The sequence below is a fragment of the Protofrankia sp. Cj3 genome, from assembly GCF_917627355.1.
Classification (GTDB): Bacteria; Actinomycetota; Actinomycetes; order Frankiales; family Frankiaceae; genus Protofrankia.
Map to the genome: position 1 here is coordinate 1,116 of NZ_CAKJTR010000280.1, position 3,446 is coordinate 4,561.

Annotated in this window: 3 protein-coding genes; all 3 read left to right on the top strand. The window is 66.9% G+C overall.

The genetic code is table 11. From position 1 onward, the window contains the following. The first annotated feature begins 206 nt into the window (after nt 1-206). Nucleotides 207-1,310: a diiron oxygenase gene (locus tag MJ783_RS22275; protein WP_239313611.1), complete on the top strand. Its 1,104-nt coding sequence runs from the start codon at nt 207-209 to the stop codon at nt 1,308-1,310. A gap of 136 nt (nt 1,311-1,446) precedes the next feature. Continuing rightward, entirely contained in the window at nt 1,447-2,430 is a 984-nt protein-coding gene (locus MJ783_RS22280; RefSeq protein WP_239313614.1) for a pirin family protein, read from the top strand. A 161-nt stretch (nt 2,431-2,591) separates the two neighbouring features. Further along, nucleotides 2,592-3,365 carry an SDR family oxidoreductase gene (locus MJ783_RS22285; protein WP_239313617.1) on the top strand — a complete coding sequence of 258 codons (774 nt, stop codon included), beginning with the start codon at nt 2,592-2,594 and terminating at the stop codon, nt 3,363-3,365. Nucleotides 3,366-3,446: the final 81 nt, after the last annotated feature.

Sequence of the window (3,446 nt, forward strand, 5' to 3'; positions counted from 1 at the left end):
GGTCCGTGTCACCGCGGTCCACGCGGCCGGCCTGGCCGGCTTGGCCGGCTTGGATCATGCTGCGGTCGCCGCGGCGGGGCGGGCCGCGGCTGAAGATCCTGCCGGTCATGACAAGCCATGTACCACGAGTGATCGCTTGACACCTGCCGTCGCTCTGAACAGTCTGCACATGCCGGACGTCCGGTGGCTATCGCGGAGGTCAGGTCATGAGCACATACGGCCACTACGTCATGCCGGCTGGTGGTTCCACCTGGGACGTGCCGATGGCCGGTGCCGCGCGCTTCTCCTGGGAATACGACGAAGGCCGTGCCCGGCTGCTGGATCTCTACCAGAAGGGCAAGGACAGGCAGTGGGACGCCGCGACCAGGATTGACTGGTCCGTGGAGGTGGACCCCCACCGGGCGCTGGAGCTTCCCGACGACACCATCCCCATCCACGGGCTGCCGGTCTGGGAGAAACTCAGCGAGCGGGAGCGCGGTGAGCTCAGCCGGCATCTGACCTCGTGGCAGTTCAGCCAGTTCCTGCATGGCGAGCAGGGCGCGATGATCTGCAGTGCTCGGATCGTCGAGTCGGTGCCGGACATGGACGCGAAGTTCTACGCCGCGACCCAGGCGATCGACGAGGCGCGGCACGCCGAGACATATGCCCGTTTCCTGACGGAGAAGATCGGTATCGTTTACCCGATCAATCCCGAACTGCGGTCGCTGCTCGACTCGACCCTTGGCGACAGCCGGTGGGACATTCCGTACCTGGGTATGCAGGTGCTCATTGAGGGTCTCGCCCTCGCCGCGTTTGGCGTGCTGCGCGACGCCACGTCCGCCGCGCTGCCGAAGCAGATTCTCGCCTACGTGATGCAGGACGAGGCTCGGCACGTGGCGTTTGGCCGGTTGGTACTGCGTGACTACTATGCGCAGCTGAGTAGTCGTGAGCGTGCCGAGCGGGAGGAATTCGTCGTTGAAAGCTGCTGGCTGATGCGGGACCGGCTGCGGGGCGCCGAGGTGTGGGACAACCTCGGATTCGACGTGGCCGCCTGCCTTGCCGCGGTCGAGACGTCCAGTTACATGCGGGTGTTCCGTAAGCTCCTGTTCAGCCGGATTGTGCCCTGTGTCAGGGATATAGGCCTGTGGGGCGAAAAGGTCCGCGACGCCTATGCGCGGATGGGTGTCCTCGATCTAGCCAGCCTCGACCTGGCGGAGCTGATGAACGGAGACGAGGCCGTTGCCGACAGCCTCGACCGGGCGCGGGCCGAGGAGGCGGAGCTCGCGGCGCGCAAGCGGCAGGTGGAGCAGACGATCGCCGCGGCGTTCTGAACTGCCCATCCATGAGGCCAGGTTGTCCAGGCCAGGTTGTCACGTGGGCTGATCGGGAAGCGACCAGGGTGAGCTGGGGTTATCCTCAACGTATAGTTGCATTGGCAACATTTAGCTCACTGTCAGGAGGATCGCGATGCCTGCCGTGACCGCCGATACAACCAGCCTGCCGCGTCTTGGGACGCCGCTCGCCGGTGTCGTTGATCGCCCGGTCCGTTCGGTGACGACGGCGCCGTCGGGCCGTGAGGGCGAAGGCTTCCCCGTGCGCCGGGCCTTCGCCGGTGTCAGCCTTGCCGATCTTGATCCTTTTGTTCACATGGATCAGATGGGCGAGGTCGAGTACGCGCCGGGCGAGCCAAAGGGCACCCCCTGGCATCCTCACCGGGGCTTCGAGACCGTCACATACATGATCGATGGGACGTTCCAGCATCAGGACTCCAACGGCGGAGGCGGCGTCATCACCGACGGCGCGACCCAGTGGATGACAGCGGGCGCGGGGATCCTGCACATCGAGACACCGCCCGAAGAGCTTGTCGTCAGCGGCGGGCTCTTCCACGGCATCCAGCTGTGGGTGAACCTGCCTGGGCGCGACAAGTTCAGCCCGCCGCGGTACCAGAGCATCGAAGGCGACCGGGTCAGCCTGGTCTCGTCGCCGGACGCGGGGGCGCTGCTGAGACTCATCGCCGGGGATGTCGGTGGCCATCAGGGCCCCGGCTCCACCCATACTCCGATCGCGGTGGCACATGCGTCGGTGTCCCCCGGCGCTCGGCTGACGGTCCCCTGGAACCCCGGCTTCAACGCGCTTGCCTACATCCTCGCGGGTTCGGGACGGGTCGGTGGCGAGGGCCGTCCGGTCGGCCGCGGGCAGCTTGCCGTGTTCGGGCCAGGTGACCACCTCACGCTCGTCGCTGACGACCCACAGCCTGGGCCGGCCCCGATGCTGGAGGTACTGCTGCTGGGCGGGCAGCCCATCCGCGAGCACGTCGAGATGTACGGGCCGTTCGTGATGAACACCCGTGAGGAGCTGCGCCAGGCGGTGGAGGACTACCAGGCCGGACGCTTGGGCGTCATTCCCGCGAACGCTCTGATGCCCCACCGCGCGGCCCAGCGCTCTGGCTGAGCGGCCCCGGCCGAGCGCCCTGGCAGCGGCCTGGCCCGCTCCTGCCGGAGGTGTGGCGGGCTGACTCCGCCGGAGGCGGCGCGATCACTGTTCTCCTGTCAAAGTGGCACGAACCGTTTGATGCGCAGATGGACGTGCCAGCCAGAGGAGGACGGACAGCAGTGGTCTCGCTAACCGATCAGGTCGCTATCGTGACGGGCGCAAGCCGGGGCATCGGCTTTGAGGTTGCCAGAGAGCTTGTCCGGGCGGGCGCGAAGGTGAGCCTCACCGCTCGCCAGGCGGAACCGCTGGAAGCGGCGGTCGAGGAGCTGGGGGGCGGCGAGGTGGCCCTCGCGGTAGCGGGACGAGCCGATGACCCGCTCCATCAGCAGGATGCCGTCCGCCGGACCCTTGAGACGTTCGGAAGAATCGACATACTCGTGAACAACACCGGGATCAACCCTGTCCACGCCCCGATGCTCGACGTCGAACCGGCCGCGGCAATGAAGATCTTTGGTGTCAACGTGCTTGCGCCGCTCGCCTGGATCAGGCTCGTACGGGACGCCTGGATGGGCGAGCACGGTGGCGCGATCGTCAACATGGCCTCCGTCGCGGGCCTTCGGCCATCGCCGGGTATCGGCTTGTACGGGGTCAGCAAGGCCGCGTTGATCCGTCTGACCAGCGAGCTCGCGATGGAGCTCAGCCCGGCGATCCGGGTGAACGCGGTCGCGCCCGCCGTGGTGAAGACCAGGTTCGCGACCGCGCTTTTTGCCGGTCGGGAGGACAAGGTGGCTTCGGCCTACCCGCTGAAGCGGCTCGGGCTGCCCCGCGACGTTGCCGGCGCGGTCACCTTCCTGCTGTCGGACGAGGCTGCGTGGATCACAGGTCAGACGCTTGTCGTCGACGGCGGTCTCTCGCTGACCGGTGGTGTTGAAGCAAGTGCCCTGGGAGCTTAGAGCGTGTGTGGGATCGGGCTTTCGATCAGTGAGCCGGAATGACGATCTCACACGCGCTCTTAGCGGTCACCGCTAGAAGTT